This window comes from Candidatus Saccharibacteria bacterium, assembly GCA_016700015.1.
In the GTDB taxonomy this organism is placed as follows: Bacteria; Patescibacteriota; Saccharimonadia; order Saccharimonadales; family Saccharimonadaceae; genus Saccharimonas.
The window spans coordinates 974,830-1,001,146 of sequence record CP064995.1; the positions used below are offsets into that span (position 1 = coordinate 974,830).

Consider the following 26,317-nt stretch of genomic DNA (forward strand, 5'->3'; position numbering starts at 1 on the left):
AGCTTGACAGGCCTGTGGAAAACTAGGCTGCCAACAAGAGGCCGCGCTTTTCGAGTAGACGCTTTTCGCGCCACTCACCAATCCAAAAACTTACTACCACGGCGAAGGTAGCAGCAAATAGCGGCCATAGTACCAGTAGCACATTAGTCGTTTCTTTGGTGGTAGCTGCTACTGCGGCGTCAGGGTCGGGCTGGCCATTAACAATACTAGCTACGGTGATGAAGGCAACACGCCCGTCAGCATCGGTTGCCTGGACCGATAGTTGGTAGGTGCCGGCTTTCTGGTAAGTGTGGGCAGTGCGGAAGCTGGTGTTGTCGGGCCGCGATACTACTTTATTTGTGCTGTCGCCCCACTGAATGTTGATGGCATATGGTGCGCGGCCACCGATGATGTCGAGCGGAATTGTCATTTCTTTACCTGGGAAAGTACCACGGAATACCGCATCGGTGTTGAGGAGTAGTTGTGGGCCGCCGAAATTGAGCTGAGCAAATGGGCTGCCAGTACCTGTGGGCGCGTCGAAATAAACCACCACACTACCCGAGTCCGGGCCGACTTGGTTGAGGGCATCAAACACCTTTGCAACTAGTGTATTTTGGCCAATGAGTAGATCGATCTCAAAACTAAACGTTCCGTCGCTGGAGCACACTGCCGAACCGGCAAAGATATCATTTTTAAATAACTCAACAAGCGTGTCTTTAGGACAGGTTCCCGAAACGACCACAGGGGTTTGGCTAAAACGCTGGCCGCTGGTTGGTGTTTTGATTACTGCGGCAGTGGTTGGTGGCTTGCCGGGTACGGTGCCATACATACCTATCGATCCAGCGGCCGGACCTGGCCGCTCCCAAGCGGTTGCCGTGTAGGTAGTGAGGCATACACCGACCACAAATAGTAATAGTGCCAGCGGTACATATGAGGTATGTTCGTGTGGTCGTACTTTTGCTGTGTGTTTGTGATGCGTCAGCTTCAATAGCTTCCTAAGCATGTGCCTAGTATACCATAATTGTTATTGCCTAGCGACGGCGGGAGCGGCGAGAGCGGCCAAGCAGGCGTTCGTTGTAGCGCAGGATAGCCGCACGAATTGCGATGATAGCGACGGTGAGCAGGAACAGTATCAGAAGGATAAGTCGCCAAGGAATAACCCAAAATGAGAGAGTTTGAGTTGTAGTAAGCTTATCGCCGTAGTTGAGCTTCAGCTCAGCAGTGTATCGTCCGAACAGGAAGCCGGTTCCTAGTGCAGCTTTGTCGAGTGGCTGAGTGAATTTGCGAACACTCTTGGGCAAAATATTACGCGCTTCGCTATTGACATTGATATTAACGACTGGTTTGCCAAACATATCTTTGACGAGTATGGTGCCGACAGGTTGTTCATACACATTGCCTTCATTATTGACACGCTCAACAAAATTAAACGGTATCTCTTCGAAAAATGTCGATTTTTTATCGTCTTTTTCCATATAAAATTCAGCAATCGTTAGTTTTTCAGTTGCCGCACCTTTGACGCGAATCAAAATCAGCGCTCCGAGACTCGGTGCGAGCGACACGCTACTGGTGGTGCCTGCTGGTGCACTTGCAGTGAAACGCACCACACCGTAGTAGCCGCCCGGTGCAGCATTCGCTGGTACTTTTATTTCGAGCGGAAGTTTTTCGAGCTGCTTAGGCTTTAGGGTAAGGTTTGGAAACTTGCTTACCCACGGTATAAGACTATAGGGGCTGGGCTCAGCATCGTCGGTAATCACTCGTGGATTACCGCTTTCGTCGCCACTTGCAGTAAAGTCATTAATCTCACTCGTGACGAACAGCGCTGAATTTGACACATCGCGGATTGCAATCTCCGATTTGATGGTTTCGCCCGGATCAACAACAAAGTTGAGTACGGGTGGTGCGATTTCAAGCGCTAGCCCTTGTTGATTGTTGGCTGGCGGGTCAACTGCACTTACCAGTGCGGTTGTAAAAAGCGTGACCGTGAAGCCTGCAATCAATGTGGTGATAATGGATAAGCTATATTTCATGGTGATCTAATAGGTCGGAGTACAAATGTACGTTAAGGTGGTGCTATACGTACCTGCGGTCAGGTTACCGGCTACATTGGCGATGTATGAGATAGTGTATAACTGACCATTGGTCGGGCCGGTGCCGCCATTGTCACTGCCAGCTATTACATCACCGGTCGAAAACTTGAAGTTATTCACGACATTGTAGTCAGATGCCGGCTGGCCGCGTAGGTCTGTACCATTTGGCGCGGGGTTGATATCTGCACTCGAGCCTGGAAAACTACTAATTCCGGTGGGACCGCCAGTGTTTGTGTTGGCGCGAAGGTTGAGACCGAACTGGTTAGAACCCTTAGACCCAGCCACTGGAGCATCGGCCGCTCCCGGCGCCATAGCGGTGATTGTACTGGTACCCGATGTAAGGGTTGGTCCATTGACTGTGATAACATATCCTGAAAAGGCATTGGTACTGGCGGCCATTTGTGACTTTGCGATTGCGGTATCTTGGGGGGAGAAGAGTTGGTTAAATTCGATGACACCAGTTGTAGCGGTTGTGCAGTCAGGTACTGAACCATTCATCGATATTGTGCCGCCGGTACAGAAGATGAGACTTTCGGGCATAACACCACTAAGCTGGATCGCTGTAGCGGTACTGGCTGCAACCGAACCGGTGTCGATGGCCGTACCGGTGCCGTCCAGGCTACTAAATGTGCTGATGCGGACGAAGAAGGTGTAGTTGGTCGTTGTCGGGTTCTTGATGTTGTTGAGCTGGATGACTAAGGCACCGCCTGCTGGGTTGGACGCGGCAGCACGTTTGACGATGACACTATTGACAGTTGATGCATGCACAGACCAGCCCGTGACAGCGGAGCCCGTATCCGTAACTCCAGTGACGATGGACGCATCCATACCAGTCGGGGCGGTGCAGGCGACTTTGGAAGCAACAGTACAATATTCAAAGAGCACTGAACCGAGTGCGGTGCCAAGGGTAGGTATGGTAAACGTCAGCTTGTGGTTGACATTGCCGCCAGGCAAAGAGCCACCGACATTACCAACACCGATCAATGTTAATGATCGAGACGTAATCTGGTCTGCACTGGCTAGTCCCGACTGCAAAGTGACAGTGACGCCCGCCGCAACCAGCAACACACTTAAAACGTATGCAACTCCCCTCACACTTTTCATGTCCGCAGTGTACCATAAGCAAGACAGCTTGGTCAAATACTTTCGCTAACACAAGCTACCACCTGTTGATAAGTGGCAGCTTGGAGAAACCGGGAATGGATATGCTAGAAAGTAGGGGTACAGATGTACGTAAGGGTAGTGCTATAGGTACCAGCTGGCTGACTACCTGGCACATTGGCGATGTAACTGACAGTGTAGATCTGGGCATCAGAGGCACCGAGGCTGCCATCATCACTTTGCGCCACAGTATTGCCATCAACGAATTTGAACTCGTCCGTCACGCCATAGTCGGTAGTTGGCTGGCCACGAAGGTTGGTACCGTTTGGTGCTGGGACGACAGCCGAACTGCCAATAGTAAAGGGGGCGGTAACAGTTTCGATGCCGGCTGAGACTGCAGCATTATTTGCAACAAGGTTCAGGCCAAACTGTGCAGTACCACGTACGCGAGTGCCGCGTGTTGCCATACCAGCAATCGTGTTGCTACCAGAAGTAAGCGTTGGTCCATTGACGGTGATAGTATAGCCTGAGCCCGCGTTCGTACTGGCTGCCATCTGTGATAGTGAATACGCGGTGTCGGTTGGCGAGAATAGCTTGTTGAACTGAATGATGCCATCGGTCGCTGTTGAGCAGTCTGGCACGCCAGATGGCAGGCCAGTATCGGTGCTAACGGTCGCACCAGTGCAGAAGACGAGCGATTCGGGCATGACACCGCTTAGTTCGATTGGGTCAGCGGTGCTAGCGGCAACCGTACCACGGTCGATAGCAGCGCCAGTGGTATCAAGACTGTTGTATGTTGAGATGCGGACAAAGAATGTACCAAGTACCGAAGGGTTAATCATGTCTTTTATATTGACCGTGACGGCAGTATTCGCGGGCACAGCCGCCTGTGAGCCCGGTGAACGGGTTAGGTAGTAAACATTAACCGATGCGCCGTTAACCTTTGTAAGGCCAGTAATACCAGAAGTGGTACCGAGTGTCGCTGTTGTTGAATCGAGCCCCGTTGGTGCAACACAGGTCAATGCGCCGACGTCAGCCGCAGTGGTACAGTATTCAAACTTGATTGAGCCTACCGGCGTGGCAGTCACCGAAGGAAGTGTGAAGGTAAATACGTGGTTTGCTTTCGAGTTGATATTTGGCACCGCACCACTGGGGCGAGAACCACCATTAAGCCCGCTTGGGTTGGTATCTGCAGCTTGCAGAGTAAGTGATCTTGTGACGATCTGATCGGCGCTTGCTCGGTTGGCAGGGAACGCGAGCTGCGCCACTACGACTGTGACAAGCAAAAACACGCTAAGCGCGCGATGTATGGTGGTGGATATAGGTTTTTTCATGGTGGATTTTTGTTTTTTTGTTAAGGTTTCTACCAGAGATATTACCATGAGCGTTGTAGTGTGTCAACAATTTTTACCATATTTTTCATATCACTATGCGTGATCAGTCTGCAGCCTGTGGATAACTAATAGGTACCGGTCACGATCAGTGTCTGATAGCTAGTGTAAGTACCGCCAGGGGTGATGCCCGCGACATTGGCGAGGAAACTGATAGTATAAGTGGTCTTACCAGAGCTCTTTGGCGCACTGGCGATAGTTTCACCAGCTACATAGCGAAATTCATTAGGTGTCGTGTAATCAGCATAATTTGGTGAGCTAGGCCCATTGCCAATCTGTCCAAAGCCAAACTGGCCATTGTCGAGATTAGCGCCAAAGCTTGCTGGCGATGTGTTAGCAACAAGATTGATACCAAACTGCTCAATGCCAGGCTGAGAGATATTGGTAGTTGTCATGGCGTTGATTGATCTCCCATTATGTGAAGGTGGTGTGCCGGTCAGCTGCACGGCGTAGCCATAGCTTGTGTAGTTGATAACAGTGAACGTGGCAGTTCCAGTTGACGCACTGTTAGCTGAAAATGTACCAAAGTCGATAAGCGCATTATTGACTGCAACACTCAGCACGGGGTCTGGACTAGTTTTTGATCCGGCATTAACTTGGAAGTTCGACGATGCCGAGTTGCCAACTCCTAAATCACCGAACGCGGATTGCCCAATATAGCTTGATGAGCTTGATTGGGTCAGGCTGCCGGCCCCCACCGTCGGTTCATCGAATTTATAGTTGTTGGACTGCAACGTCTCGGCATGTGCAGGTGGTACGATAAGCGTTAGGCACACTAAGCATGCCAAAACAAATCGCCGCAGTTTCATACCTGGGTCCATGCCGTTATTGTGGGTGAACCGTAAGGATTTTGCAAGTTTTCCCCATAAGCGGTATACTATGAATTGGATACAAAACAAGAGAAACAGACATGAGCGAAGAGCCAAAACAAGCTGATGGTAGCGCCGCACCAGCGCCAGAACTGCTCACCACCCAAGATACGGGTGATGCTAAGTTTGCGACCCCTGAGCAGTCGATGGCAGCCCATGTCGACCATGCGCCTGCTACTGCAGTGAAACGCCGTATCGCTTATCGCCCTTCGCACAAAGCCACTTTCATTGGCCTGGCGGTTGTCGCATTAATTCTAGGGCTCAACGCTGTTATTTTATCAGTTGTTATGAAAAACAACGCCGACGCCCAGGATGCCAAGGTAAAGAACGGTGTGACAATCAGTGCTAGTACCCTCGATAAATTAGGGGTTAGTCGCAACCCGGTGGGAAATGCCGAAACCGAGCTTGTCGTCGGTCCCAACAGCACCTTTAATGGCAAAGTAGTGATGGGTGGAGACCTATCAGTCGCGGGAGTATTGCAGCTTAATAATAAGTTTACCGCTAGCGACGCTAGCCTTGCTAAACTGCAAGCAGGCGATGTGCAGCTGGAAAAGCTCAATGTCAACGGTGATGGCACGGTGTCGACACTGAATCTGCGTAAGGATCTACAGGTAGCTGGTACCACGAGGTTACAGGGGCCGCTGACGGTGAATCAATTAACGACTATCAACAATAACCTTAATGTGGCTGGTAATCTGGCGATTGGCGGTACGCTATCGGTGCGCAATTTCCAAGTGTCGAACCTGACAGTAGCGGGCCATTTGATCAGCTCTGGCGGCAAGCCAGGTGTCAGTGTCGGCGGGGGTGCAGGTAGCAACGGCACTGTATCGCTTGATGGCAACGATACGAGTGGTACTGTGGCGGTGAACACGGGTGTCGGTGCTGGTAGCGGCCTACTCGCCACTATTACCTTTGCCGAGCGATTTGCCAGCACGCCGCGTGTCGTTGTCACGCCAATTGGTCGTGCAGTACCAGGCCTCTACATCAATCGCACGTCGACAGGCTTTACTATTAGTGCTGATGGTGCGCTGGCGCCCGGTGGCTATGCGTTTGACTATGTTGTTGTACAGTAACCTTACATATTCACAAACAACATGGCTTCATCGTTTTTCACTGTTAGCATACCGCTGTAGATTTCAAAACTGACTGATTCTTGCTCGGTATCGATGGTGACAGTGCAGGGGACAAGCATCGAAAAAAAGTCGGCATGCCCCGGTAATACATCAAACACACCAATCCGGTTGGTGGCGCTTAAGCTGTAGGCAGGTCCTTCGTAATAGACATGAAATGGTGCCCGCGCGACTACTTGTAGCACAGGAGCTTCAGTCTTACTCATGGGCAGCTTCTGGCACGGCTGGTTTGCCAGTCACTTCTTTGTCGGTCTCGTTGTCAGTGGGTTGGGAGGGACCTGGCTGTTCAGCTGGCACCTTGTCTTTCGACTCACTGCCGCTTTGCAGAATTTCCTCAATACCCGACAACGTCTGCTCTAGGGTAAAGTATTCGCCAGGCTTGCCGCTAAATTTTTCAGCGACAGCGAAATCCTGGCTGAAAAACTGAATCAGCTTTTTGGCGTTTTGATAGTCCTGACGATCGGCGGGGCTTAGCTCGTTTTCGCCAACAATTGCAATGATGTTTTTGAGACTGTCGTACTTTTGCATAATCGCTTGCACACGCTCGGCCAGGTGGTAGTGCCGCTCACCAACAATGCTCGGCGTCAGCAGCGAACTTGTAGTTTTGAGCAGGTTCACCGCTGGGCGAATACCTTGCTCAGCAATGGAACGATCGAGCACCAGCACGCTGTCGAGCTGTTGGCTAATCGCCTGCACGGCTGGGTCGCTTAAGTCGTCGGCTGGCACGTAAATTGCTTGCACACTGGTAATGGTGCCGTGTTCAGTACTAGCTAGGCGGTCTTGCAAGCGCCGTAGGTCGCTAAATACCATTGGGCTATAGCCACCCTCACTTGGGATTAACCCAAGGTTTGTCGACAGCTCGGTCATAGCCTGAACATGACGGTAAATGTTGTCGACGAAGAACAGTATATCTTTACCCTCCTCGTCACGGAAGTACTCGGCTGCTGTCGCAGCGGCCGGGCCGACCATGCTACGAATTGCCGGTGTCGCGTCCATTTGACCAAAAAACATCACCGTGTTTTTGAGCACATCGGTATCTTTGAGAGTTTCGTAGAGTTCATTACCTTCACGGATACGTTCACCAACGCCGCAGTAGATAGACAGCGATTTAGTCGGTGTGCCATCGCCGCCTTTGTCCATAGTGACGTTGTGGATCATTTCCATGGTGAGCACGGTCTTGCCGACACCAGCACCACCGATGACGCCAATCTTGCGGCCTTTCACAAACGGCGTTAGAAAGTCGATCACTTTAAGCCCGGTTTCGAGCAGTTCAAGCTTGGCCGAGCTACGGTAACTGCGCATGCCTGTTGGTTCGCTGATGACGCGCAGGTTTTCGGTGACGACTTCGCCTTTATCAAGCGGCTCGCCAAGAGCATTAAACACACGACCAAGTGTCGCCGCGCCAACGGGCACACTGACTTTGCGGTGACCGCGACTGACCCGCTGGCCGCAGCGTACCACCGAGTTGTTATTGAGATTCAGGCAGACAGCCTTGCTACCACGGAAAAAGTTTACTTCGAGGAACACTTCGGGGTGGTCTTCGACCGTCAGCAGTTCTTTTACTTCCGGTCGTGCACCAACTATCTGTACCTCAACCGTCAGACCGCGCAAGGTCGTGATAATACCGACATAGTCTTCCACTAGCGCGCCCCCGCCGCGGCTTCGCGCTTCTTTTTCTTGATACTTACGAGTACTTCGCGTAATCGCCGGTCACTTTCGCTGCGCTTGGCGCGGTGATATTCGAGTTTGTATTCACCCAGCAGTTCACTAGCGCGATCTTCGGCAACCGTCATGGCATTGAAGCGACTGGCCGCTTGGGCTAGGCCACTTTGTAAGATCGTCTGGCTAAGTGCGAGGCTCATCATGGTTTCTTCCATCTGATCAGCAATTTCATCGAGGCTTGGCTCGAAAATTGTGTCGAGGTCTGTCATGGTGCCCTCTTCGGCATCTTGACTCATATCTTGTACATGACTAATCAGGTCGATGCTACGAACTTCTTGCTGACCGAGTGAAATATACTCCTCATAATACACAACGATTTTCTCGTAGTGCCTTACGATATCGATAACTGGTGCAACATTGATATAACTGTCACTCTCGGGGACTTGGAAAAAATGTTTGTAGGGGATGCCACGCTGCGTTAACTGGCTGGCACCGTGACTACCGAGCACTACAATGTCGGTATCGGCTGCTTTATACGTCGCTTGCATTGTTTCGATCATACGCATGTCAAGGTCACCAGATAGTCCAGCTTCGGCACTAATCAGCACGAGTACTTTACGACCATTTGTTTTGGTGTCACGACTCGTTATTCGCTTTTTGGGATCAACACGAATTGAGGTGTAGCGGCGCCACAACAGGTTGAAAAATTCCTGGCTAAGCTGGGCTTTGCTTTTGACCTTTGCTACCTGGGTGCTTGCGAGACTCTCAAAGACATTGGTAAGATCCTTCAAGGTTCCGATACCGACCATATCTTTTTCGACGATATTGGCACGTCTCATGATTTTACCTCAATTTTTTTCTTGTCTCTTTTATCGCTCTGTTCTGGGGCGGCCTCGACTGGTTTTTCTTCCACCGGTGCGAGCATCTCGGCTCGGAATTTTGCCAGTAGTTCGGCTTCAAGTTTGTCGTAATCTTCTTCGGTGTGCATATCGACCCCGCGGCCTTTCACAGCTTGCTTGAGGCTGGCAACATCGATAGCGGCATCGGTGTCGTTATTCATAATCGTTTCGAGGAGTAGTTGTTGCTCGGGCAGTGAGAAAAGCTGCTCTGGTGGCTGGCCTAGCGCTTGGTAGAGGTGACGTCCACGGGCTAGGTCGATTCGTGTCTCTCTACTGAGCTGACTTGAAAAGTGCGAGAATTCTTCGGCCTGATGGTAATGGGCCAGCGCTTTGAAGAGGGCAGTTGAAAGCTGTTTTTGACGCTTGGTCTGAGCTTGGCCACCGACACGGCTGACTGAAAGTCCGGCATTGACAGCAGGTCGAATACCTTTGCGGAAATAGCCTAGGTCAAAAATAATCTGACCGTCAGTGATCGACATGATGTTAGTACTGAGGTAGGCAGTGATATCATCGTTTGGGGTCAGGACTACCGGGAGACTGGTGAGGGTCTTATCATTGGTCAGCAGCTTACCTGCCCGTTCTAAAAGACTAGAGTGTGTGTAGAATATATCGCCCGGGTAGCTGTCACGCCCAGGGTCGACTTCTTGCAGTAGTGACAGTTGACGATAGGCCTCGGCGTGGCTACTCAGGTCGTCATAGATGATGATGACATCTTGCCCGCCGTACCACAGATGCTCGGCCATACTACAGGCGGCGTAGGGTGCAATATAACTCTGGGTGAGGCTGTCGAAAATATTGGCAAGCACGACGATCGTGTGCTCCATCGCTCCACTACGTTGCAGCTCGCTAAGGAGCCGTTCGATGTCGACTTTGCGCTTGCCGACCAGCACATACACAACAATTCGATCAGTGCCTTGCTGGTTGGCGCTGAGTTGGCTTAAGAAAGTGCTTTTCCCAGACTTACTGTCGCCGAGGATAGCAATACGCTGGCCAAGGACAATTGGGAAGAAACTATCGACAGCACTGACGCCGCTCGCGAGCTGTTCATTGAGCATTTTGCGGTCCATAATTCCTGGCGCCGGGGTAAAGATACCGCTCGTATTTGCCGTACGCACCATGCCTTTACCATCGAGCGGTTCACCCATCGGACTAATTACCCGGCCGACGAGCTCAGGCCCAACGGGCACCTGCAGTTGGTCGAACTGGACGACGGCTAGGGCGCCGAGTGCTACGTTTTCACTGTCGATGTTGTACAGAATTACGCGATCGCCATAGGCTTCGCGCACCATGCCGCGCTGGCCATCATCAAACAGCACCTGGGAACCGATACGTACGCCCTCGAGACCTTTCACTTCGACAATGAAGCGGTTAATAGCCACAACCTCACCAGTTAGATTGCCAGCTTCAACAAGCTGCTGGAAGATTTGGTTATCAAACACGGGTCAGCACCTCACCAAATCGGTAGCGTTCATTAAGTATCGTTCGACGGAATGACCAGTCAAAAATCCGGCTGCCAAACCGTACAACCATACCGCCGAGTAGGGTAGAATTGAAACGAAAACTAATAAGGATGTCAGGCGCGATATTACTGCGCGCCCATGCTACGAGGGCTTTTTTGACTTCATTTGTAGCCGGAGCGGCTAAGGTGATTGTCATAACTTTTGCTTGCGCCTTGGTAGTTTCGAGCTGTGCGATTAGCGCTTCTAGGCTGGCGCTTGTCATACCATCAGCACTACGCGCGAGCTTTAGTATTTCGATGGCAGCGGGTGAAAGTTCGGGCTGCGGTTGAGTATACTGCGTCTGCACTCTTTCGGCGATGACATATTGGTTAAACCATTTGGCGTAGCCACGAATTTCGATAATCAAACTCATGAGGTCTTCTTTAGAGCTAATGGTAGCTGGGAGATTATACACCATTTTCAATCTCCTTTTTGAGCTCGTCTTTATGCTCTTCGAGCTGCGCGGTTAGGTAGGGAAGTTGGGCGCCCAGGTCGACATTGTGGCGCAGGGTTTCGGTCAGGAAAGCCGCCATCATATCACCGAGTTTCGCATCGAGTTGGCTAGCGAGGGTATGGCGCCGTGCCTCCATTTCTTGGGTAAGCTTGTCTTCCATAGCGGCAAGGTGCGCAGCATGCTGTTTTTGGCGCTCCAAAAACTCGGCGTTTAAATCAGCCTGGTGTTGTGCTAGTACGGTTTCGCGCTGCTTGAGCGCGGCCTCAAGCTCTGTCTGGCGCTGAGCCAGCTGGGCTTCGGTTTCGGCCTGCTTGGCGGCGTAGTCGGCCTGCTTTTTTTGGAATTGTTCTTCAATCTCGCTATTGCGCGCAGCAAGTTTGGCCTGTAGTTCGGCTTCGTAGGCGCGGAGCTTGCTGTCCATTTCTTCCTGGCGAGCAGCAAATTTCTCGCGCATCTCGGTCTGGTGCTCAGCCAGCAGTGCTTGGGCGTTGGTAATACTAGTGGCCGTGCCTTCACGCAGTTCGTCGAGGCCTTCACGGTAAAGACGCAGCTCGTCACTCATGATACCATCGCCCAGTTTGTCGAGCTCACGGCTTAATTTTTCAGTTGTTGACTCAAGATTTTTCTGTAGCTCTTCGGCGTTCTTGCGCAGGATCTTCTGGTAATCTTCTTCGGCTTCGTCTAGAATCCGGCGCCGTGAATCGAGCGGCAGTATGGGCATGGCCTGCGGCGCAGTGGGTGAGGGCGCATCGGACTTAAAGTGCGCCCGTGCATGAGTAAAAGCGATCGTCGCTATAACACCTACTACAAATACGTTGATGAGCAGGAAGACGGTTAGCAGTATATCCCCACCAAACATCGCGCTACAGTCTCGTCAATACAATATAAATTGCTATCACCGATACCCCGATTACTGCCATTACGACCACTGACAGCTGAATAAGGTTGCGATATACAGCCGATTGCGCCATTGGGTTACGGCCGATGCTAATGATGCTACTGCGGATCATACTGTATATGATGCTCGTAACGGTAATAAGCATGATGATAAAAACAGCACTACTAATGATAATGGGCAGGGAATCGACTTTTTTGCCAGCCACAGTATTCGCCAGGTTTTGCAGTGTGGCCGGGATGATAGTTTTGTCGGGCTGTTTGTAGTGATAGCTCACACTCACCAGCACCGGTACTTGCCCGACAGATATTTCTTGCTCGGCACTGTCGACAGTCACTTTTTGCTTCGACACGCCGCTCAGTGTGCCCTGCGCGATGCCGACTACTTTGGCATTGTAGGTGGCTTTCATGCCGACGCCTTTTACCGCTGACGCCGTAATAGGATCACCCTGTTTAATTTCGCCATTAATATCGCTTGCCAGCACTGGCACAACGCCGCTGGTTGCTACCTGCACCTGGTTTTTGCTACCAGTGTTGAGGGTAAGCGGTGAGGTTCCGTCGTTTACCACCACTCCGACAATACTTTCGCTGTTGTTTGTGTCGGATAGCACTACGTGGTCGGTGGTATTTTGAGTGAGGCTAACGATGGAGCCAATCGACGTGGTTTCGTCGGCCGAATAGCCCTGAGAAATTGCAGTAATCGCTTGAGCAACATAGGGAAGGGACATGACAAAGCCTGCGGCAGCGATTGCAGCCACAGACACACGAAATACACTAGAGGCGCGTAGCCGGTTGGTGGTCATGTCGTTCTTGTCCCCTCTATGCACACTAGTATAGCGAAAAAGCATGAGTATTACTACTGCTAGCATGCTACAATTTACTCTAGAATGAAGCGTCAAGCAGGATTTACAGTACTGGAGCTGATTGTGGTGGTCGTCGCGATCATCATACTACTGGTCATCGCCTACCTCGCGGCGCGCCAATAGGAAGGCGAATGCTTTCGATTACCAATAGCATACTCACAAAGTATCCGATTATTTCTAACCAGGTAGACAAGCATGAACTGGTAGTATTGCTTGGTGAGCTTGAGCGTCTTTTACAAAGTGGCACGCAGGGAAACGTTGTGGAGTTCGGTTGTTACGCCGGCACCACGTCACTGTTCATTCGTCGGCTGCTCGACGCCTACAAAAGCACGGCTGAATTTCATGTCTATGATTCGTTTGCGGGTCTCCCCGAAAAATCAGCTGAGGACAGCAGCGCCGTGGGGGATTGGTTCCGCCCGGGCGAGCTGCTGGCGACAAAGAAAGACTTCATACTCAATTTTAAAAAGGCAGGTCTTGTGCTGCCGGTTATGCATAAAGGCTGGTTTACAGAGGTGAGTGCTGGCAGCATCCCGCCAAATATTATGTTTGCATTTTTAGACGGCGATTACTATCGGTCAGTCAAAGACTCGCTACGGCTGATTACGCCCAATCTTGCTCCGGGTGCTGTGATTGTCGTCGATGACTATGCAAATGAAGCCTTGCCCGGTGCAGCCAAAGCAGTGGGTGAGTGGGGCAATACCCATCCACATAGATTGCAAGTTATACGTAGCCTTGCGATAATCAGGATGGAATGAATACCATAAACAGCACGCTTCGCTTACGGCAATTCTTGGCAGTTAAAGAAGTCATCATGATGACACTTGTGGTGGCAAACCTTTTGCTTCTCGCCTATGAGCACTTTTTTGAGCCACCCTACAGCCAGATGGTCGCAATCGAGGCATTCGATGTCGCTACGGCTATCGTTTTCCTGGCAGAATTTATTTTTGAATGGCACTGGGCTAAGGATCGTGCCTTGTATCTGCGTCACCACTGGTTTTATTTGCTAGCAGCGGTGCCGGTACCAAGCACGACCTTCGAACTACTACGTGGTATTCGCGCTTTGCGCCTGTTAAAATTACTCAAGATTTTTGCGCATATGCGCTACGAGCGGAACACGCGATTGTTTGAAGCAGCCCGTCAGGCAGGCAAGTAAATGCCAGGCTTCAATCACTATGCCAAACTTGCCCGTATGCTTGCTGATCAGCCACCTGGCTGGTATATTCGGCGGATCGATGAGCCGACGCAGGCGCAGAATTTTAAAGGTGAAACGGTAGAGTATGACTACTACTACCGGCTCTATTCCCATGATGATCGATCGATAAAATACGGTAAGTTTCAGCAGCTGGAACGGCTAGCTGGGGTGCTTGGCGTGGATCCACTTGATCTACCAGTACTCGGCGGCGAAGCATGAGATTTGTTCGAGGGCATCTCTCCGCGCTGCGTGGCGTAAAATTTATTTATCCTGTACAATAAACATAGCAAAGGAAGGACGCATGCCGCTTAATAGATTATCGCTACAACGACAGGCGGAGATAACAGATTTAGTCAACGCCCTCACTCTCCATGCTGGGATGGCATACCCAGAAGCACCGCTCAAGAAGCTTATACAAGATACTATTCCTGATGTTCTCATCAGGGAGGACGACTTCGACGGGAATAGTCATGTTAAAGGTGCAGTTTTTAGGAAAAGCAAAACGTTCCCTCGCTCGATCATCGCTATTCAGTCCAACCAGACAAAGCGTTCCAAAACTTTTAGTTTGGCGCACGAATTTGGGCATTATGTACTAAAGCACAACCCTTCACGCAACTACTATATTGACGATATGCCATTTGATGGGACGAAGCATATGCAAGACGAAGCCGAGGCAAACTTTTTTGCGCAAACGCTACTTATGCCTCGAGATGTATTTATGAAAGTCGACAAACCGTTTGTAAGTGATCAGAGTATAGCAGACTTTTTCGGAGTCTCGGAATCGGTAGTTCGGGTGAGGAGAGAGTGGCTGAAAAGGAATGGCTACTAGGGCCTCTGGGGCTACCCATAAAAAAGCGTCTGAGCGCAAACAAGCTACAGGTCACGTCACGCAACCAGCTGAGGTAAGCTCGCGGGGCATTGAATATTTTAAGTATTTGTCTGATGGTGGCGGCAGAGAAGCGCAAACTAAGCAGCCTGAGCCCGGTCTTGATAAAAAGGTTGAAGAGATTTTTGACCAAGCAAAAGCGCACCGCAGCAGTCTGCTATGGTTCTATATTTGGTACACGGTGGTATTTTCCCTAGTCGTTATCGGACTTATTTTTATGCAAGCATACGCGCGCGTAACTATTCCAGGCTTTGAAACGATCGAGCTCGTACCACAGTGGGCGATGTATTTGCTGGTGGTAGGCATGTTTGGACAGTTCATTAGTTTGCTGATGATTATTACGCGTAAAGTATGGACGTTTGAGCCTTTCTTTAAGCATCATAATGACTCGCTTCGTACCGATTTCCATGACGAACAGGGCTAAAGGTGATTTGCTAATCAGACATTGCGTTAGTCCTATTGACAATTCATAGTACCTTGTATAACATAGAACCATATGATACATAATACCCATGGAGAACGCTGCCTATGAAAGATAGCTCGAACTATGCTGAAGGCTTAGCTACCCAGCTGCGCAAAGGCTTTCTTGCCTACTGTGTGCTGCGGGTCTGTTCGCATCAGGCTAAATATACGAGTGACATCATCAAAGAACTTCACGCTGCCGAGCTGGTGGTTGTCGAAGGCACGATCTACCCGCTGCTCAGTCGTCTACAAAAAGATGGCTTACTGACACATGAATGGCAGGAGAGCGAGCAGGGGCCGCCGCGCAAGTACTACCGCATCACTGACTTTGGGCACGAAGTGATGGCATATATGAACAGAGACATTCAGGCACTTAATACGACACTAAAGAAACTATAAGGAAACACTATGAAAGAAGTTACCCGCATATCACTCGCTCAACTTCCCTACAACATCGAAGTTGGCGCCAAAAAGGAATTGGAAAAATATTTGCATGCTGTTGAAACCTCGCTCGGTGCCGACACTGACGCAATGCGCGAGATCGAATCACGCATTGTCGAAATACTGGCCGATCACGGCACCAGTGGTGAGCGTGTCATTACACTCGAAAATGTCGACACGGTGAAGAAGCAGCTGGGTGATCCAAAAGAATTCATCAGTGACGAAGTGGTGGGCGAACTAACAAAGCAAACAGCAACCGGAAAGCGGCTGATGCGCGACACGCACCACGCTCTGCTAGGCGGCGTGTGTGCCGGGCTCGGCGCCTACTTTCGCATTGATACCGTGCTGGTGCGACTCATCTTCATCGTGCTTGTTATTGTGACGAGCGGCGCGGCACTACTTGCCTATTTGATTTCCTGGATTGTTATACCGCCGGCTCGCAGCGCTGCCGAGCGACTACAAATGGCTGGTAAACCAGTCACGCTCGAAGCGCTTCAAGAAGAAAGCATTGTTGTATCGGCCGACAAAGCCGACAGTCGGATTGTGCTCACTATGCTACGCATTATGGCTGGCATCGCAAGTATCGTGCTAGGGCTTTCGGCACTCATGGGCATGATGGTAGGCGGGTGGCGTGTGTGGGGAATGACAGACCGCTTGAGCGAGTATGGTTATTGGTTACCGCTCGGGGCGTTTGTGATCGCAGGAATACTGTTTGTTGTGTTGTGTGGTATTACTGCCCACGCACTGTTTACCGCGAAACTCACGAAGAAAACGATGATCACCGGCTCGGTTATCATCGCACTTGGGCTGGTAGGTGCTGTTATAGGCGGTGGTGGGTTCGCGCTGCTAGCAGATCGAGACGGCGCTCGTCTAACGGTAAACTCACACACCAAGCAAGTCGCGGTCAGCGAGGACCTGATGGGCACTACGTCGCTTGTTGTCGATGCGCGCTCAGGTATGGAGGTTCAGTACACAGTAACCGCCGAAAAGCCGCACGCCGAGCTTCGTTACAGCACCCTATTCGAAACCACTGAACCATCAGTGAGATTGACGGCAAGTGGCAGCTCTACCGAAATTATTGTTGAGGGTCAGCAATGCCAGGGTATGGCAATGGGGTGTAGTTTGCCGGCGACACTCGTTGTTTATGGTCCTGCACTAAGCCAAGTTGAGGTGAAAAATGGCGGTTTGCTATATACAATGCATGAAGCTCAGGCCTCGCTGTCGGTGGTACTACGCCAGACAGCAGCATTCGATCTCGTCGGCGACAGTCAGCTCGCACGTCTGACTATCGATGCTCAGGAAGGGGCAGTGCTCAATGCTTCCAATGCCAATGTCCGTAGCGTTACGGCAAACCTACTCAGTGGTAGCAGCACCGCATTTGGCTCCCTGGCGGACGCAAGTCTTCGGGTCCCGGAATCTTGTGGTGTCGAGCGCCGTACCAATGTTACGCTGAGTAGCATCAGCCACCTTGAGGTAAACGGTGCTATTGTTGATATGACAAAAGACAGCGTAAAGCGCATGCCTTGTGCGAGTATTGTGGCTGAGCCAGCTGCCGACTAAGCACGGTGTATAATAGAGTGACTACCAAGCGAGAAGGAGTCACATGAAAAAAACGACAGAAATACTACGGAGCCCATGGGTGCAGTTTGGAGCGATGACTCTTGTCCCGCTACTAAAAACGACTATTCTCGACCATAGGAGAGCAACGCATCGGTCACTGGAGCCTGGCAAAATTGTTACTGGTGTGCTTGAAGTCGCTGGCGCGCCGTTTACCGACACATCACGCTGGGCAGCGGTGCATATGGATCATCATTCGTGCACGGATGCTAACTTACTTCCTGCGGTTGAGATTGCTGATCTTGTTGAGTGGCTAGGTGCGCACCCAGATGTTGCGGCTCGCTATAATTTGCCCGATACCTTCCACGGCATCGATCCTGGCCTGCCCGCAATGACCCGCGAGGAAGTACTACAGCTTGGTAAGCTATCGAAACAATTAATTGACGGGCTTTATGTACCACAGTCAGATTACACTGATGCAGAAATTACTCGCGTACTATACGGTCGGGAGCCACGCTACTTCTATGAAGCTCCTCGTGGTGATACTGCAGCAGTACCGGTACTTGGCGAGAGCCCATCGCTGTATGATGTTCGCTACAAGCTGCGTGACCCACACTCACCTGCGCTACATCCGATGGGAATTGCCGGCATCGCATTGTTCAACTATGGGCTATACGATGACGATGTTACGTTTCATAACCGTAACCCACAATTGGTTGCCGATCACTTGGAACGGACACCGCGCCAGGAATTCATCGAAAGAAATAAAAAGAATATACGTCTTTGGGGGCTGCTTGGCGGCAGCGCACTACTGCGTGTGTTGCTTGATCAGCCAAGGTCTGTTAGTGGAGTCGCTGCCTCAGCAGCTAAAGGAGTGGCGATTGCTAGCGCTGCGACGGCAGGGCTGTTTGCTGGAAGCCAGCTGGTCAACTCGTATGGTCATGCTGGTGATCTAGAACTGCCAAAACGCCGATTACTCAAAAACTTCTTTACAGGCAAAGTTGAACTAAAGGAAAACGGCTCGTACGCGTCTAAGCTACCGGTTGCTAATATCCCGACACTTGACGAAGTCGGAGGGCAGGATGTGCACCATGAGTATCCAGGCAAGATCGCTTACACCAACCAAACTGGTTGGCGTAAGGTTAAAGAAGCTCCCTACGGTTCACTGCTTGAATTCCTGGCTAAGCACAAGATTGGTATGCGCGAGGGTCCAGGCTATGAGGGTCGTCGTCCGGATATACCATCCGAGGCCGTGGAGTATCTGATGCAGCTGCGTCGTGCTGAGTATGCCCGTACTCATGCCGTCGACTAAGATTCTCATTTTTAAGTTTGCTTTAAACTGCCTATAATATGATAAAGCTATGAAAGTATTGGTTGTTGATGACGAGCGCCGTATCGCAAACTCAATCAAGCAAGGCCTTGAGCAAGAAGGCTATGCAGTTGACGTGGCGTATGATGGTGAAGACGGCTACAACACAGCGGTAAGCGACGACTACGACCTCGTAATTCTCGACGTCATGATGCCAGTACTCGACGGAAACGCAGTGGTGAAAAAGCTTCGGGCCGATGGTAAGCATATGCCAGTCCTCATGCTTACCGCCAAGGACCAGGCGCGTGATGTAGTGAAGGGGCTTGATAGTGGCGCCGATGACTATTTGGCTAAGCCATTTTCATTCGACGTGTTGACGGCGCGCATTCGTGCCTTGCTGCGGCGGCCAAGCGATACTTCGACGAATATCCTATCGGTCAGTGACCTTGCGCTCGATGTGGCTGCTCGTACTGTCACACGTGATGGCAGTGCCGTGAGTCTCTCCAAAAAGGAATTTGCCATCCTCGAATATTTGCTACGCAACAAAAATCGCATTTTGAGCAAGAACAACATCATGAGCCACGTGTGGGATTTTGACGCCGATATACTGCCGAACAATGTCGAAGTTTTCATTAATTACCTGCGCAAAAAAATCGACAAACAGTTCCCTACGAGCCAGCCGCTTATCCAGACCGTACGTGGGTTTGGATACGTGGTGAAGGACGATGCATGAAACACCTAAAGGCTGATGTGCTGCGACTGGCGGCGACGTACCTAACCATCATTATGGTCATGTCGATTGGCTTTAGCTTCGTGCTCTACGGTGTGAGCGCTCAGCAGCTGGATCGTCCGCGGCCGCACGACGGATTTGCTGGTGGTTACCTACGTCAAGATATTGATGATTACCTTGCGGTAAGGGCAAATGAAGGCAAGAATGAGCTACGCCTGCAGCTGCTCATACTCAACACTTTGACACTGCTTCTTGGCGGGTTACTCAGCTATCTGCTTGCAGAGCGGACGCTTCGTCCGATCGAAGACAATATGGAAGCGCAAGCGCAATTTGTCAGTGATGCCAGTCACGAATTGCGCACACCGCTGGCGGCGCTTATGGCGGCCAATGAAGTCGCACTGCGCAGCAAAAAGTTGACACTGACCGAAGCTAAAGCCGTGCTGCAAGGCAACATAGCCGATGTTACTCGCTTACAGCAACTGACGGCGTCGCTGCTCGAGCTGTTGCGCGATCGTCCAGAAACGTACGTAAAAGAACAGGTGAATATACAAAGTGTGGTGGCCGACGCGATGAATTCAGTTGCAGCCCAGGCAATCGCTAAGCATATTGCCGTCGATGACCAAACTAGCCGCGCTGTCGTTTATGGGAATTACCAGGCGCTGGCACAAGTGCTGACAATACTGCTCGACAATGCCATTAAATACTCATCCGACCGCAGCACCGTACGGGTGACAAGTGAGACGAGTAACAAACGGGTAGTCGTGGCTGTGATCGACCAGGGGATCGGTATTGATGCCGAATCATTGCCTCACGTCTTCACACGCTTTTATCGTGCCGACAAAGCCAGGGCCCGCCACGACGCCGATGGCTATGGGCTTGGGCTTGCAATTGCCCAGAACATCGTCAAAGCACATCAAGGCAAGCTTGAGGTATCGAGTAAACCTGGCAAAGGCAGTACCTTTAGCGTCTCGCTGCCAATTGCCTAAAACTCGCGCTTTCCGTGAAAAAAATCACATACAGCAGGGCAAGATAGCCTGTACTATGGGTCCATACCATTAACTAAATAAAGGAGAAAAGAAATGGACCTAATGGGAATTATCATCTGGATTGTCGTCGGCGCACTTGCCGGCTGGGTAGCATCAATGATCATGAAAACAGACGCATCGATGGGTGCTGTAGCAAACATCATTGTTGGTATTCTTGGTGCCTTCATTGGCGGCTGGGTAGTGAGTTTCTTCACAACCGCACCTGCTGCCGGTCAGCTCAACATCCCCAGCATTCTCACCGCTATTTTAGGCGCGTGCCTACTGCTCTGGGTTGTTCGACTGGTACGCGGCGGCCGCTAAGCCCCCACACTTCCTCCCTCATTCCCAACACTCGCCCATACTACGGGCGAGTGTTTTAGTGAAAATAATTACAGAGTTTACATATGGCAGCTGCTAGTATACGCTGTAGAATATGTCTAAAGCCAACTTACATCACGCCTCAATTCTGGTGGTCGAAGACGACCAAGCTCTTAATGACGCCTACACAATGATTTTGCAAAAAGCTGGGCATGCGGTTTCGAGGGCGTTCAATGGCAAGGAAGCACTTGAAGTGTTTGCTGCGCTAGCAGAAAAACCTGACATTATATTGCTTGATCTTCGCATGCCAGTGATGGGTGGCGTCGACTTTTTGCGTGAGTTTCAGCCTAAAACTCACCCTGATACAACTGTTGTCGTGTTTAGTAATTACGATGCTCATAGCGATATTGACACAGCCTACTCGCTTGGCGTCGAGCGCTATGTACTAAAAGCTCGCTGTGCACCGAATGATCTACTACATTTGGTCGACGGTATACTCGCTGATCGCTACGAAAATTAAGCCATCTAGACGACATCGATATCGCGGAAGCTATCTTCACCGATAAAGTCTTCAAGTCGCTTTTTGTAGACGATGTAGGTTGACGAAGAATAATCAACAACACCTTTGTCTTTGAGCACCTTTAAGTTTTTGGCGGTGCTTTCGCGGGTTTGACCAATCAGACTTGCCAACATGCTTTGAGTGAGGCGTAGGTTTATTTCAAATTCTCCGGGACTACGCTCCATGCCATAGCGAAATGCCAAAAAGTAGAGGGTGTAGCAGATTTTGCTAATCGCACGGGATTGTGAGAGACCGGTGACGCGTAGCAGTAGCCCAGCTTGGCTTCGTTTCATATAGTCAAGATAGTCGGCTTGGCATTCCGCGTCACGCGCAATAAGGTCGTTAAACTCATCTTTTTTTACTTTCAACACGCGCACATCATTGACGGCGCTGTAATTAAAGATCGAAGTTGGTGATTGGCCGTTCACCCAGTCAACAGGCAAGACTGAATTTTTTGTAAACAGATGAACTATACATTCCGAACCATCGGGGTCGATTGTATAGGCTTTAACAACCCCATCAAGGATGACTACTGCATAGCGGGGCACTTCACCCTGAAAGTATATATTGCCGCCTTTACGATAAATACCGGGCGTGCCGATTTCGCGAAGCCGAGGCAGCAGCTGTTTCATTACTCAAGTATACGTGAGATTGTGACAATAGTCACTATGCGCTATCTTTCGTACACGTAGTCTGCCCATACAACACCTTGCTTAGGTTAAAAATAATCAATCAGCCACGGCGGTGAAAAAAGTTACATCATATATTGGCTTAGGTGACTATGATAATGACATAACAATAATACTGGAGAAACGTATGAAGAAAACACTCATTGTCGGCACCTGTTTTGCACTTATTATTATGACAATCGTATCAATAAGCGGTATCGACGCAGGATTTAATCTATTGATGAATACAGGCATTGAACACAGCCTGGCACGCCTAGCTCTCGTAGGCGCACTGGTGACACTGCTCATCACTTCACGGCCACGCGCGGTGGTGGTACGCGCGCTGCTTGGTGTTATATCGCTTGGGGTGTTAGTATTTGCCATCGCCCAAACCATTGATTATCAACTTGGACTTCTTGACACGGTTGCATACTTCTTGGCCGGCCTCATGATTAGTATCGAAGCTTTCGAACCACAAGAAAATACGGTTCAGCTACCTGCTCAACAAGACGCCGTTGTCTAGCTCCAGCCTCGGTAGACTTCACTGCGCTGCCCACGCCGGCGCTCGAGAATACTCGAAATAATAGCAGTCATCACAAAAATTAAGCCAAGTGAGCCAGTGAGCCATTCCGGTAGCTCGATATGGTATAGCTTCACGAGCATGACGATACCCAGTGCCAAAATCGCCCAGTGCGCGCCGTGTTCCATATAGCGGTACTTGCCCAGCGTTTTAGCCCTTACCAAATAGACCGTGAGCGATCGTACCCACAGGGCGCCAGCACCGAGACCCGCCATAATGAGTAGTACGTCATTGGTTATAGCAAAGGCTCCGATCACGCCGTCGAGCGAAAATGAAGCATCGAGAATGTTCAGGTAGATAAATGAGGCAAATGCCGCCATGCCGATAAGTTTGGTGGCTTTTGATTGCTTGCCCTCAAAGTAGCGGCCGAACAGGTCGAGCGCAATATGAAGCATAGTGCCTACGACAGAAGCGACAAGCACGACGACATGGTATTTTTCATCGACGGTCATGTACAGTCCCATCGCTATGGTGAGCATAATCAAAATTTTGAAACTTTCAAATTGCCCAAATTTACTAAGCCACATTTCGATGCGCCGCAACCAGTGGATATCCTTGTTGCGATCGAGGAAATAATTAACACCGATCATCATCAAAAATGTTCCGCCAAACGCATTGATCATTGGTGCGGCCTCATGGAGCGTATGACCGTACTCGGTGGGGTGGTTCATCGCGAGGTCTACCACTTCTCCAAAGCCGAGTTTCGCTGATATCATGACGATGACTACAGGCAGGACAAACCGCACAATAAACACTGCGAACAGTATGCCAATGGTCAAAAACAGTTGCTGCCAAAGTGTCGACATGCGCTCAAGAATTTTGCTATTAATCACCGCATTGTCGAAGCTAAAGGTTACTTCAAGTACTACCAAAATGGCGAAAATCCACAGTCCAGGTAGGCTCATTTTGGCGAGCACAAGCCCAGCAAGCGCCAGCGTCAGTAGGCCAGAGAGCCAAAAGATACGTAGTGGGTGGGCAGAGTGGAGTCGCTTCATTTCTGCCGTCTACTATATCAAATTACCTTCGCTCGGGGTAAAATAAATCCATGATAGCCTACTACCAGTCAGCCGTGGACTCACAGCGTATTGAAGAGCGCGCTCAGTTTGGTGTTGGTATGTGGCTACGGTCTGAGCGTCCGAACGATACCGAGCTTGCCATCCTGCACGGCCTTGGGATTGATGGCGATATTCTGACCGACGCTCTCGACCCACATGAAGTACCGCGTATCGAGCATGACGATGGTTGGACGTATTTTATTACCCGCGTACCAGATGTTGGCGATGACTTCAATGATTATACGACCCCGATTATGTTTGCACTTGGTCGGCAGCACCTTGTGACGATTAGCCGGGACTTGTTGGGTCGGTTGTGGCAACCGTTCGTCGATAACTCAGTGGCGCGGACGACTCACCAGACAGAGCTATTCATACAAATGGTAGAAATGATCTTACGTTCGTACCAAACACGTGTGGCGCTGATCAATCGTGAGATGCGCGCCGCAACGAAAAATATAACAAACCTGCGTCCGAATGACATCGCCACATTTGTCGAGTATGAACGCAAACTCAACGATTATCTCGATGCACTGATTCCAACAAATATCGCTCTGGAAAAAACGCTCAATCCAAAGGCGAAACTCATTTCACTCGACGACGAAAACTCAGAGATGGTCGAAGATCTATCGGTCGATATTGAACAGGTCATGGCTCGCTGTAAAAGCCTGCTTCGTACCATCACCAATGTGCGCGATAGCTACCGCGCTGTTATGGATACACGGCTCAACGAAACGATGCGTGTGCTGACTGTTGCAACGCTGGCACTGACAATCCCGACCATGCTTGCTGGGATTTTTGGTATGAATGTACAGTTTCCATTCGACCCGCACGGCGCAGTAGCATTTTGGGCAATTATTGTTGTGAGCGTGGTGAGCGCTGTGGCAATTAGTTATTATTTTATTATTAGAAAAAGATAGGGGGCGCAATAAGATGAAGCGACTAGAAGAAAATCAGTTGAAATTTACCGCAGGAGTTGTGACTGCTTTCGTGGTATTTGCTCTCTGTACTATGGGATTCGTGGCGCTTGCACGTGACGTGAACGAGCACGAAACAATGGCTTACGACACTGCACTCCTACGATTTGTCCATAGCGGTGAAACGCATTTTCTCGACACATTTGTGCCGCTTGCGACCGACATCGGCGGGGTGATTGGTGCTTCACTTCTCACTCTACTGATCCTTGGCCTCTTTGTGTACAAGCGGGAATACGTGCGTGCGCTGGGCCTGTTCATGTGTGTTGCCGGCGCGGCGATCCTCAATCTCATTCTCAAGTCTGTGTTTGAGCGCGCTCGCCCTGACTTATGGGAACGACTGGTGAACGAAGCGAGCTATTCGTTTCCGTCGGGACATGCGATGGCGAGTGCGGCGATCGGCATTGGCCTGACGGTAGCGCTGTGGAATTCACGATGGCGCTGGTGGGCATTTGCTGCGTCAACTGCCTACGTACTGTTTGTCGGCTATACGCGCCTGTACCTTGGCGTACATTACCCGACCGATATTTTGGCCGGTTGGTTGGTAAGCGGCGCCTGGGTGATGGCGGTCGCATTGATGATCCGCTCTCGCCTTGGTCACAAAGCGCTCAAAAATCTCGTCAAATAAAGATGCCCCCTCCACCCAGCGAAGGGTGAGGGGGCTGGTCAGACTAGCCGACGTGAGCGACCCTGATGTCGCCGCTGCCGTGCTTTGTCTTGATTGGCTTGGTGAGACAGTGGTGCACACGGATACCGCCACTACCAGAGCACTGGAGGTATGCGCCGCTGGCCGTGCCGTCAAACTCGACGTCGCCGCTGCCCTGAACGACGATCATCGCGTTCTTGGCGCTGCCGCCTTTGATTCTGACATCGCCGCTACCTTGGACAGTCACCGACAGGCGGTTCACCTGGGCGTTTTGGACGGTCATGTCGCCGCTACCCCGGATAGCAACAACCAGGAAGTCGGTCGCACTTTGGGTTTGGATACCACCCGACCCATGAATGGTCGCATCGAGCCCTCCACGCACATTGCCGATCGCCACGTCGCCACTGCCATTGATGGAGGCAGTGATCGGCGTACCGACTGGTATGTGCACGCTCACCTTGACCGGCTGGCCACCGATCGACACGTTGCCGATGATGTCGCCACCCGACCAGATGAACGAACCTATCACCACGCCGCCACCCGAGCTGATGTAGTTGCCTGCGCCTTTCTTGCCGATGCGCTCGGTGACGCACAGTTGGTCATCGACGACTGTGACCTCGAAGGCATCGATTACCTCTTGCGGGCCGGTCAGCTTGACTGCCATGCCGTCACCCATGTGGGGTTCGACGGTACACGTGGCTGAGCTGACGTTCAGCACGAGGCCGCGAGCATCGAAGCGGTCGAAGACACGCTCGCCACTGCTGGCAGCTGCGGCGTCTTGCGGTGCCGGTGCGTCCTGCGGCCCACTGCCGAGCAGTCGACCGTTCACGTACACGCTACCTGAGCCACGGTTGATGAAGGCGCCAGTGCCAGGGTTGTAGCTGCTGTCGTCGCCGAAAACGACGATACCGCCAATGATGCTGATAACACCCGGCTTGTTGCTGGTGATGGATTGGCCATTGATCTGTGCATAGCTTCCCATCGGGATACTCCTTCTTCTCGAAGAACTTGCGTGAGGATTACGCCTCTCTTCATTATACTACAAAATCTTCTGAAAGTCAACTCATCACCTCTGTTGATTGTTGAG

The 26,317-nt window shown here is 50.9% G+C and carries 32 protein-coding genes; 17 read left to right on the forward strand and 15 right to left on the reverse strand.

Going from position 1 to position 26,317, the window contains the following annotated elements:
• Nucleotides 1-22: 22 nt before the first annotated feature.
• The 5 genes from IPM09_05295 to IPM09_05315 form a co-directional block, all read right to left on the reverse strand.
• Complete coding sequence (locus tag IPM09_05295; protein QQS21893.1) at nucleotides 23-982, reverse strand: PKD domain-containing protein; 960 nt, start codon at nucleotides 980-982, stop codon at nucleotides 23-25.
• Nucleotides 983-1,010: 28 nt separating this feature from the next.
• A complete protein-coding gene (locus tag IPM09_05300) occupies nucleotides 1,011-2,009 on the reverse strand; it encodes a hypothetical protein (GenBank protein ID QQS21894.1) in 999 nt (332 codons plus the stop codon).
• A 6-nt stretch (nucleotides 2,010-2,015) separates the two neighbouring features.
• Nucleotides 2,016-3,173 carry a hypothetical protein gene (locus IPM09_05305; protein QQS21895.1) on the reverse strand — a complete coding sequence of 386 codons (1,158 nt, stop codon included), beginning with the start codon at nucleotides 3,171-3,173 and terminating at the stop codon, nucleotides 2,016-2,018.
• A 104-nt stretch (nucleotides 3,174-3,277) separates the two neighbouring features.
• A complete protein-coding gene (locus tag IPM09_05310; protein ID QQS21896.1) occupies nucleotides 3,278-4,504 on the reverse strand; it encodes a hypothetical protein in 1,227 nt (408 codons plus the stop codon).
• A gap of 125 nt (nucleotides 4,505-4,629) precedes the next feature.
• Nucleotides 4,630-5,370, reverse strand: coding sequence for a hypothetical protein (locus IPM09_05315; GenBank protein ID QQS21897.1), 741 nt, complete (start codon nucleotides 5,368-5,370; stop codon nucleotides 4,630-4,632).
• Between the two features lie 101 nt (nucleotides 5,371-5,471).
• On the opposite strand from IPM09_05315, the gene IPM09_05320 reads away from it, so the two are divergent.
• Nucleotides 5,472-6,503: a hypothetical protein gene (locus IPM09_05320; GenBank protein ID QQS21898.1), complete on the forward strand. Its 1,032-nt coding sequence runs from the start codon at nucleotides 5,472-5,474 to the stop codon at nucleotides 6,501-6,503.
• Nucleotides 6,504-6,505: 2 nt separating this feature from the next.
• Here the strand turns inward: IPM09_05320 and IPM09_05325 are convergent, their stop codons facing one another.
• From IPM09_05325 to IPM09_05355, 7 genes are read right to left on the reverse strand one after another with little or no spacing between them, the layout of a single operon-like run.
• On the reverse strand, nucleotides 6,506-6,766 hold the full coding sequence (locus tag IPM09_05325) for a hypothetical protein (GenBank protein QQS21899.1): 261 nt from the start codon (nucleotides 6,764-6,766) through the stop codon (nucleotides 6,506-6,508).
• The gene (locus IPM09_05330) at nucleotides 6,759-8,201 is read right to left on the reverse strand and encodes a F0F1 ATP synthase subunit beta (GenBank protein QQS21900.1); all 1,443 of its coding nucleotides are present in this window, start codon (nucleotides 8,199-8,201) and stop codon (nucleotides 6,759-6,761) included. Before IPM09_05330 ends, IPM09_05325 begins: the two co-directional genes overlap by 8 nt.
• Nucleotides 8,201-9,061, reverse strand: coding sequence for a F0F1 ATP synthase subunit gamma (locus tag IPM09_05335; GenBank protein ID QQS21901.1), 861 nt, complete (start codon nucleotides 9,059-9,061; stop codon nucleotides 8,201-8,203). The genes IPM09_05330 and IPM09_05335 overlap by 1 nt, the downstream gene beginning before the upstream one ends.
• Nucleotides 9,058-10,560 carry a sodium-transporting two-sector ATPase gene (locus tag IPM09_05340; protein QQS21902.1) on the reverse strand — a complete coding sequence of 501 codons (1,503 nt, stop codon included), beginning with the start codon at nucleotides 10,558-10,560 and terminating at the stop codon, nucleotides 9,058-9,060. The genes IPM09_05335 and IPM09_05340 overlap by 4 nt, the downstream gene beginning before the upstream one ends.
• A complete protein-coding gene (locus IPM09_05345) occupies nucleotides 10,553-11,038 on the reverse strand; it encodes a F0F1 ATP synthase subunit delta (protein ID QQS21903.1) in 486 nt (161 codons plus the stop codon). The genes IPM09_05340 and IPM09_05345 overlap by 8 nt, the downstream gene beginning before the upstream one ends.
• Nucleotides 11,028-11,933 (reverse strand): hypothetical protein, encoded by a 906-nt coding sequence (locus IPM09_05350; GenBank protein QQS21904.1) that lies wholly within the window; start codon nucleotides 11,931-11,933, stop codon nucleotides 11,028-11,030. Before IPM09_05350 ends, IPM09_05345 begins: the two co-directional genes overlap by 11 nt.
• Before the next feature lie 4 nt (nucleotides 11,934-11,937).
• Nucleotides 11,938-12,795, reverse strand: a complete 858-nt coding sequence (locus tag IPM09_05355) for a hypothetical protein (protein ID QQS21905.1) — start codon at nucleotides 12,793-12,795, stop codon at nucleotides 11,938-11,940.
• 60 nt (nucleotides 12,796-12,855) lie between these two features.
• Between IPM09_05355 and IPM09_05360 the strand changes: the two genes are divergently transcribed.
• From IPM09_05360 to IPM09_05420, 13 genes are all read left to right on the forward strand, one after another.
• Entirely contained in the window at nucleotides 12,856-12,954 is a 99-nt protein-coding gene (locus tag IPM09_05360) for a prepilin-type N-terminal cleavage/methylation domain-containing protein (GenBank protein ID QQS21906.1), read from the forward strand.
• 8 nt (nucleotides 12,955-12,962) lie between these two features.
• Nucleotides 12,963-13,586 (forward strand): class I SAM-dependent methyltransferase, encoded by a 624-nt coding sequence (locus tag IPM09_05365; protein QQS21907.1) that lies wholly within the window; start codon nucleotides 12,963-12,965, stop codon nucleotides 13,584-13,586.
• Nucleotides 13,583-13,984 carry an ion transporter gene (locus IPM09_05370; GenBank protein ID QQS21908.1) on the forward strand — a complete coding sequence of 134 codons (402 nt, stop codon included), beginning with the start codon at nucleotides 13,583-13,585 and terminating at the stop codon, nucleotides 13,982-13,984. Before IPM09_05365 ends, IPM09_05370 begins: the two co-directional genes overlap by 4 nt.
• Nucleotides 13,985-14,242, forward strand: coding sequence for a hypothetical protein (locus IPM09_05375; protein QQS21909.1), 258 nt, complete (start codon nucleotides 13,985-13,987; stop codon nucleotides 14,240-14,242). It begins immediately after the preceding gene.
• An 82-nt stretch (nucleotides 14,243-14,324) separates the two neighbouring features.
• Complete coding sequence (locus tag IPM09_05380) at nucleotides 14,325-14,852, forward strand: ImmA/IrrE family metallo-endopeptidase (protein ID QQS21910.1); 528 nt, start codon at nucleotides 14,325-14,327, stop codon at nucleotides 14,850-14,852.
• Nucleotides 14,842-15,333: a hypothetical protein gene (locus IPM09_05385; GenBank protein ID QQS21911.1), complete on the forward strand. Its 492-nt coding sequence runs from the start codon at nucleotides 14,842-14,844 to the stop codon at nucleotides 15,331-15,333. The genes IPM09_05380 and IPM09_05385 overlap by 11 nt, the downstream gene beginning before the upstream one ends.
• 104 nt (nucleotides 15,334-15,437) lie before the next feature.
• Nucleotides 15,438-15,770: a PadR family transcriptional regulator gene (locus IPM09_05390; protein ID QQS21912.1), complete on the forward strand. Its 333-nt coding sequence runs from the start codon at nucleotides 15,438-15,440 to the stop codon at nucleotides 15,768-15,770.
• 9 nt (nucleotides 15,771-15,779) lie between these two features.
• On the forward strand, nucleotides 15,780-17,372 hold the full coding sequence (locus tag IPM09_05395) for a PspC domain-containing protein (protein QQS21913.1): 1,593 nt from the start codon (nucleotides 15,780-15,782) through the stop codon (nucleotides 17,370-17,372).
• Nucleotides 17,373-17,415: 43 nt separating this feature from the next.
• Nucleotides 17,416-18,681, forward strand: a complete 1,266-nt coding sequence (locus IPM09_05400; GenBank protein ID QQS21914.1) for a hypothetical protein — start codon at nucleotides 17,416-17,418, stop codon at nucleotides 18,679-18,681.
• 49 nt (nucleotides 18,682-18,730) lie between these two features.
• Nucleotides 18,731-19,411 carry a response regulator transcription factor gene (locus IPM09_05405; GenBank protein QQS21915.1) on the forward strand — a complete coding sequence of 227 codons (681 nt, stop codon included), beginning with the start codon at nucleotides 18,731-18,733 and terminating at the stop codon, nucleotides 19,409-19,411.
• On the forward strand, nucleotides 19,408-20,394 hold the full coding sequence (locus tag IPM09_05410) for a HAMP domain-containing histidine kinase (protein QQS21916.1): 987 nt from the start codon (nucleotides 19,408-19,410) through the stop codon (nucleotides 20,392-20,394). Before IPM09_05405 ends, IPM09_05410 begins: the two co-directional genes overlap by 4 nt.
• Before the next feature lie 102 nt (nucleotides 20,395-20,496).
• Nucleotides 20,497-20,754, forward strand: a complete 258-nt coding sequence (locus IPM09_05415; GenBank protein ID QQS22479.1) for a GlsB/YeaQ/YmgE family stress response membrane protein — start codon at nucleotides 20,497-20,499, stop codon at nucleotides 20,752-20,754.
• A gap of 112 nt (nucleotides 20,755-20,866) precedes the next feature.
• Nucleotides 20,867-21,271: a response regulator gene (locus IPM09_05420; GenBank protein ID QQS21917.1), complete on the forward strand. Its 405-nt coding sequence runs from the start codon at nucleotides 20,867-20,869 to the stop codon at nucleotides 21,269-21,271.
• A 5-nt stretch (nucleotides 21,272-21,276) separates the two neighbouring features.
• Here IPM09_05420 and IPM09_05425 read toward each other — a convergent pair whose 3' ends face one another.
• Nucleotides 21,277-21,942, reverse strand: a complete 666-nt coding sequence (locus IPM09_05425; GenBank protein ID QQS21918.1) for a Crp/Fnr family transcriptional regulator — start codon at nucleotides 21,940-21,942, stop codon at nucleotides 21,277-21,279.
• Nucleotides 21,943-22,126: 184 nt separating this feature from the next.
• Between IPM09_05425 and IPM09_05430 the strand changes: the two genes are divergently transcribed.
• Complete coding sequence (locus IPM09_05430; GenBank protein QQS21919.1) at nucleotides 22,127-22,501, forward strand: hypothetical protein; 375 nt, start codon at nucleotides 22,127-22,129, stop codon at nucleotides 22,499-22,501.
• On the opposite strand, the gene IPM09_05435 is transcribed toward IPM09_05430, so the two are convergent.
• The gene (locus IPM09_05435; protein ID QQS21920.1) at nucleotides 22,498-23,553 is read right to left on the reverse strand and encodes a DUF475 domain-containing protein; all 1,056 of its coding nucleotides are present in this window, start codon (nucleotides 23,551-23,553) and stop codon (nucleotides 22,498-22,500) included. The genes IPM09_05430 and IPM09_05435 overlap by 4 nt on opposite strands.
• Before the next feature lie 50 nt (nucleotides 23,554-23,603).
• On the opposite strand from IPM09_05435, the gene IPM09_05440 reads away from it, so the two are divergent.
• Complete coding sequence (locus IPM09_05440; GenBank protein ID QQS21921.1) at nucleotides 23,604-24,530, forward strand: hypothetical protein; 927 nt, start codon at nucleotides 23,604-23,606, stop codon at nucleotides 24,528-24,530.
• 13 nt (nucleotides 24,531-24,543) lie between these two features.
• Entirely contained in the window at nucleotides 24,544-25,212 is a 669-nt protein-coding gene (locus tag IPM09_05445) for a phosphatase PAP2 family protein (GenBank protein QQS21922.1), read from the forward strand.
• Between the two features lie 43 nt (nucleotides 25,213-25,255).
• Here the strand turns inward: IPM09_05445 and IPM09_05450 are convergent, their stop codons facing one another.
• Nucleotides 25,256-26,212, reverse strand: coding sequence for a DUF2807 domain-containing protein (locus IPM09_05450; protein ID QQS21923.1), 957 nt, complete (start codon nucleotides 26,210-26,212; stop codon nucleotides 25,256-25,258).
• Nucleotides 26,213-26,317 lie beyond the last annotated feature (105 nt).

Bases quoted from the DNA above. Each gene is read 5' to 3' on its own strand.
- IPM09_05295 (QQS21893.1), bottom strand. From the start codon at position 982: ATGCTTAGGAAGCTATTGAAGCTGACGCATCACAAACACACAGCAAAA.
- IPM09_05300 (QQS21894.1), bottom strand. From the start codon at position 2,009: ATGAAATATAGCTTATCCATTATCACCACATTGATTGCAGGCTTCACG.
- IPM09_05305 (QQS21895.1), bottom strand. From the start codon at position 3,173: ATGAAAAGTGTGAGGGGAGTTGCATACGTTTTAAGTGTGTTGCTGGTT.
- IPM09_05310 (QQS21896.1), bottom strand. From the start codon at position 4,504: ATGAAAAAACCTATATCCACCACCATACATCGCGCGCTTAGCGTGTTT.
- IPM09_05315 (QQS21897.1), bottom strand. From the start codon at position 5,370: ATGAAACTGCGGCGATTTGTTTTGGCATGCTTAGTGTGCCTAACGCTT.
- IPM09_05320 (QQS21898.1), top strand. From the start codon at position 5,472: ATGAGCGAAGAGCCAAAACAAGCTGATGGTAGCGCCGCACCAGCGCCA.
- IPM09_05325 (QQS21899.1), bottom strand. From the start codon at position 6,766: ATGAGTAAGACTGAAGCTCCTGTGCTACAAGTAGTCGCGCGGGCACCA.
- IPM09_05335 (QQS21901.1), bottom strand. From the start codon at position 9,061: ATGAGACGTGCCAATATCGTCGAAAAAGATATGGTCGGTATCGGAACC.
- IPM09_05345 (QQS21903.1), bottom strand. From the start codon at position 11,038: ATGGTGTATAATCTCCCAGCTACCATTAGCTCTAAAGAAGACCTCATG.
- IPM09_05350 (QQS21904.1), bottom strand. From the start codon at position 11,933: ATGTTTGGTGGGGATATACTGCTAACCGTCTTCCTGCTCATCAACGTA.
- IPM09_05360 (QQS21906.1), top strand. From the start codon at position 12,856: ATGAAGCGTCAAGCAGGATTTACAGTACTGGAGCTGATTGTGGTGGTC.
- IPM09_05365 (QQS21907.1), top strand. From the start codon at position 12,963: ATGCTTTCGATTACCAATAGCATACTCACAAAGTATCCGATTATTTCT.
- IPM09_05370 (QQS21908.1), top strand. From the start codon at position 13,583: ATGAATACCATAAACAGCACGCTTCGCTTACGGCAATTCTTGGCAGTT.
- IPM09_05375 (QQS21909.1), top strand. From the start codon at position 13,985: ATGCCAGGCTTCAATCACTATGCCAAACTTGCCCGTATGCTTGCTGAT.
- IPM09_05380 (QQS21910.1), top strand. From the start codon at position 14,325: ATGCCGCTTAATAGATTATCGCTACAACGACAGGCGGAGATAACAGAT.
- IPM09_05385 (QQS21911.1), top strand. From the start codon at position 14,842: ATGGCTACTAGGGCCTCTGGGGCTACCCATAAAAAAGCGTCTGAGCGC.
- IPM09_05390 (QQS21912.1), top strand. From the start codon at position 15,438: ATGAAAGATAGCTCGAACTATGCTGAAGGCTTAGCTACCCAGCTGCGC.
- IPM09_05395 (QQS21913.1), top strand. From the start codon at position 15,780: ATGAAAGAAGTTACCCGCATATCACTCGCTCAACTTCCCTACAACATC.
- IPM09_05400 (QQS21914.1), top strand. From the start codon at position 17,416: ATGAAAAAAACGACAGAAATACTACGGAGCCCATGGGTGCAGTTTGGA.
- IPM09_05405 (QQS21915.1), top strand. From the start codon at position 18,731: ATGAAAGTATTGGTTGTTGATGACGAGCGCCGTATCGCAAACTCAATC.
- IPM09_05410 (QQS21916.1), top strand. From the start codon at position 19,408: ATGAAACACCTAAAGGCTGATGTGCTGCGACTGGCGGCGACGTACCTA.
- IPM09_05415 (QQS22479.1), top strand. From the start codon at position 20,497: ATGGGAATTATCATCTGGATTGTCGTCGGCGCACTTGCCGGCTGGGTA.
- IPM09_05420 (QQS21917.1), top strand. From the start codon at position 20,867: ATGTCTAAAGCCAACTTACATCACGCCTCAATTCTGGTGGTCGAAGAC.
- IPM09_05425 (QQS21918.1), bottom strand. From the start codon at position 21,942: ATGAAACAGCTGCTGCCTCGGCTTCGCGAAATCGGCACGCCCGGTATT.
- IPM09_05430 (QQS21919.1), top strand. From the start codon at position 22,127: ATGAAGAAAACACTCATTGTCGGCACCTGTTTTGCACTTATTATTATG.
- IPM09_05435 (QQS21920.1), bottom strand. From the start codon at position 23,553: ATGAAGCGACTCCACTCTGCCCACCCACTACGTATCTTTTGGCTCTCT.
- IPM09_05440 (QQS21921.1), top strand. From the start codon at position 23,604: ATGATAGCCTACTACCAGTCAGCCGTGGACTCACAGCGTATTGAAGAG.
- IPM09_05445 (QQS21922.1), top strand. From the start codon at position 24,544: ATGAAGCGACTAGAAGAAAATCAGTTGAAATTTACCGCAGGAGTTGTG.
- IPM09_05450 (QQS21923.1), bottom strand. From the start codon at position 26,212: ATGGGAAGCTATGCACAGATCAATGGCCAATCCATCACCAGCAACAAG.